We start from the raw sequence: 3474 nt of genomic DNA on the forward strand, positions 1-3474 counted from the left end.
TCGGCGACCCGCGCATCATCCGCCTGATCCGTAAATGGCTCAAAGCGGGTGTCCTGGAAGACGGGGTCGTTACGACGAGCGAGTGGGGGACGGGGCAGGGATCGGTGATCACTCCCCGAACGCAAAAGGTAACTTTCACTGCGCACCCGCAGTTTGCCGGTTGACGGCGGCGCGCTGCCGGCGGGCGGCGTTGGTTGGGCGGGCATCGAATGCCGGATCGTGATGGTGTCATTGTCGACCAAGACTTCCTTTACCAGGAGGCGGACGACTTTCTGCCGCTCAGCGATTTCCAGCGTTTCCGCCGACTGGCGTAGCCGCTGGAGGAACGCGGTCAGGGTTTCGGCCAGGCGCAGGAACGATATTTGGTCGGCGGCCTGATCGAGGATCGCCTGCCGTTCCGCCTGCATGGACTGCTCGCGGGCGCGCAGTTCCGGCATCCGACGGCGCAGTTCGTCAAGGGACAGGAGATCTTCCTGGTAGGCCGTAAGCAACCGTTCCATGCTTTTCCTGATCCGTGTCAACTCGCGCTCGAGGGCTTCTTGCCTTCGCTTTGTCGGTTCCGCCGCGCGGGCTGCGTCAAGGCGCCGATCGAGTTCGGCCCGAATGAGCGTCGGGTCTTCGATCAGGTGAATAACTTCCTGCCACACGATCTGGTCGAGCAGGTCTTGACGGATTGGCTGACTGTCGCACACCGCCCCGCCGAGATGGCGCCAAGCGTCGGAACCGAGGCAGCGGTAGTAATGGATTTTGCGCGCGGAGGTGCGGGCCGACGTCCGCGACAGCGCATAGCCGCATTTGCGGCAGGATGCCAACCCCTGGACGATGCTGGGCTCGATGGTCCGGCGGGGCGCGAAGCGCTTGTTGTCAGCCAGCCGCTCTGCCGCCAGGGCGAAGGTCTCTTCGCTGACAATCGCCGGGACCGGTATTTCGATCCATTCGTCACGGGGCCGTTCGTGATTGCTACTCTTATCCCCATGGACCGCCCGCCCCGACAAGCGAAACGGCTTTGTCACCTTTTGCCTCGGGCCGACCTGCGTCTTGTTAAAGCAGGCTGTGCCCTTATAGGCCGGGTTGCGCAGGATCGCCCAGACGACCGATCGTTCCCAGCGAACCCGCCGACGGGTGGGGACCCCCATCCCGTGGAGCAGCCGGGCAATCGCGCCGATGCTCAGGCCGCCCACCGTATACTTGTCGTAGACCAGCCGCACGACTTCGGCTTCCGCGGCATCGATCTCATAGCGTGCCGGTGCCTCGCTGGTCTTGCGGATGTAACGGTAGCCATAGGGTGCGGCACACAAAACCGAGACTTGCCCGGCCTTGGCGCGATGGCGCTTGCCGCGGCGGGACCGTTCGAGAATCTGCGCCCGTTCGTATTCGGCGATCATGCCCTGGAACTGCAGCATCAGTTGATCTTCAGGCGTGTCGGAATGCGGCGCCTTCAGGAAGATCGTCTCGACTCCGTGACGGGCGAACTCTTCGGTCAGCAGTACTTGATAGGCATATTTTCTGCTCAAGCGGTCGGGTGAATGGATTAGAACGGTCTGAATGTGACCCTCGGCAGCGAGATCGCGCAGTCGCTCCAGGCCTGGCCGCAAAAGGCTGGCGCCGCTGAAGCCTTCGTCCTCGATCACCCATTCATCGGGTACGCTGTAGCCCTGCTCGCGTGCGAAGTCGATCAGCGCCGCCGTCTGACTGGCGATCGTGTTCTCCTCCTTCTGCTGCTCCGAAGATACTCTGGCGTAGATCGCGGCCGCCTTCATCGCGCTTCCCCCTTACGCTCTGATCGGCGCCAATGGCGCGAACCCGTTCCGGAACCAGGATCCCGTAGACCTGCTCCAGCTTGACGGCGAGGAGACGGTCAAACGCATGCTCGAATTGGATGCTGCGATCATGGCCGCGCCGTTCAGCCATTGCCGCCGGCTTCGCCGAGAAACGCCCGCAGCGCCCGGCTCACCATGTCGCTGATCGTCGTTCCTTCGGCCGCCGCCCGCGCCCGGACCGCGTCCACCAGGCTGGGCGGAAGCTTGAACGTCACCGCCGTCGCCGCCTCGACAACCGGCACCGGTCGGCCGATCAACTGGGCCTCCTCGATGTATCGGTAGGCCTGACGGCGCGACATTGCGAACTGGCGCGACATTGACAAGGCAGCCTCCCCCACGCTCTGCCCACGCGCGAGCAACCTGTGGGCGGCATTGAGACGTTCCGCCTTCTGCGCATCGGTCGACCGCGCCATCTGTCATAGGTATATTACCTTTTGAGGCGCAAATCAAGCACACAACGAGAACGATCGAGCGCAATCACGCGATCAAAGCAGAAGTTACCTTTTGCGTTCGGGGCGTGGTCAGCCCCGTGCTGGCGAATCTCTTTCTTCACTATGCGTTCGATCGCTGGATGCGAAGGGAGTATCCGGACGTCCCGTTCGAGCGATATGCCGACGACGCTATCTGCCATTGTCGAAGCGAAGCCCAGGCGCTTGAGTTACGTCAAGCGTTGGAACAGAGGTTTGCGGGGTGCCGGCTGCGACTGCACGCGCAAAAGACTAAGATCGTTTACTGCAAGGATGCAAATCGTCCTGGAGAATACCCAGATCGGTCATTCGACTTTCTCGGCTACACGTTCCGGCCGCGAGTGGCGAAGAACCGTGACGGCAAGCGCTTTGTCGGGTTCATCCCAGCGGTCAGCAAGAAGGGCGGCAAGAGGATGCGGCAAAAGCGTGCGACGTTGGCGATTGCATTGCCGAAACGATCTGGCGCTGGAGGAAATCGCCAAATGGGTTCGCCCTGTCCTGACGGGCTGGGTGCGCTACTACGGCCGTTTCTACCCCTCGAAGCTTCGTGAAAAACTCCGCACGATCGATGCCTTCATCGTGCGATGGGCGGCTCGCAAATACAGACGGTTCCGGGGTCACGTCCTGGCGATCTGGGATTGGTTGCGAAGACTCAAGCGTCGCAATCCAAACCTATTCGCCCATTGGGCTCTGGGGCCAGGGGCTGATTGATGGGAGCCGGATGAGTCGAGAGGCTCACGTCCGGTTCTGGGAGAGCGCAGGGCTGCGATGCCCTGCGCCACTCGCCTACCTCAACGCCTATGCCAGCGTCGCCGAGGCCAAGGCCGGCACCGGCCCATGGCTCGAGTTCTATAACGAGGAGCGCCAACACCAAAGCCTCGGTTATCGCACGCCGCGGCAAATTTACCAGAAAGGCCTGTGGATATGTGGGCGATCGGCGGTGCCGACCGACTGCGCTTCCCCCGCTTCCCGAGCGAACTCGGAAAGCGGGGAAATGCTCGCCTTCGCCCACATCCCCACAGGCGCCACAGCCAACGAAGGATTTGATATTGATGAAGTCAAAGGTAGACCGCTGTATCAGTTAGCCCGGATTTCTCATATGGTGTTCGGAGATGGATTAGCGTGGAGCGGTAATCGCGCATTAGTGGTGCAGGACAAGGCGCGCAACCAGGGCGAGTCCCGGCGGG

General features: G+C 62.0%; 4 protein-coding genes and 2 pseudogenes. 4 read left to right on the forward strand and 2 right to left on the reverse strand.

The window, feature by feature from the left end; translation table 11 throughout:
- Positions 1–116 (forward strand): annotated as a pseudogene (locus VFL62_RS06140) (maturase); the annotation flags it as partial.
- 576 nt (positions 117–692) lie between these two features.
- Here the strand turns inward: VFL62_RS06140 and VFL62_RS06145 are convergent.
- Positions 693–1760: pseudogene (locus VFL62_RS06145) on the reverse strand (recombinase family protein); the annotation flags it as partial.
- Between the two features lie 143 nt (positions 1761–1903).
- A complete protein-coding gene (locus VFL62_RS06150) occupies positions 1904–2137 on the reverse strand; it encodes a ribbon-helix-helix protein, CopG family (RefSeq protein WP_325171480.1) in 234 nt (77 codons plus the stop codon).
- Positions 2138–2349: 212 nt separating this feature from the next.
- On the opposite strand from VFL62_RS06150, the gene VFL62_RS06155 reads away from it, so the two are divergent.
- From VFL62_RS06155 to VFL62_RS26885, 3 genes are all read left to right on the forward strand, one after another.
- Positions 2350–2838, forward strand: coding sequence for a reverse transcriptase domain-containing protein (locus tag VFL62_RS06155; protein ID WP_325171481.1), 489 nt, complete (start codon positions 2350–2352; stop codon positions 2836–2838).
- Positions 2729–2998, forward strand: coding sequence for a group II intron maturase-specific domain-containing protein (locus tag VFL62_RS26880; RefSeq protein ID WP_414644624.1), 270 nt, complete (start codon positions 2729–2731; stop codon positions 2996–2998). Before VFL62_RS06155 ends, VFL62_RS26880 begins: the two co-directional genes overlap by 110 nt.
- A 10-nt stretch (positions 2999–3008) precedes the next feature.
- On the forward strand, positions 3009–3474 hold a 466-nt coding region (locus VFL62_RS26885), incomplete at its 3' end, for an integrase core domain-containing protein (protein WP_414644625.1).

This window comes from Bradyrhizobium sp. (assembly GCF_035701725.1).
GTDB lineage: Bacteria > Pseudomonadota > Alphaproteobacteria > Rhizobiales > Xanthobacteraceae > Bradyrhizobium.

What these genes read in the sequence shown, in the direction of transcription:
- VFL62_RS06150 (WP_325171480.1), bottom strand. Translation starts at nt 2,137, where the DNA reads ATGTCGCGCCAGTTCGCAATGTCGCGCCGTCAGGCCTACCGATACATC.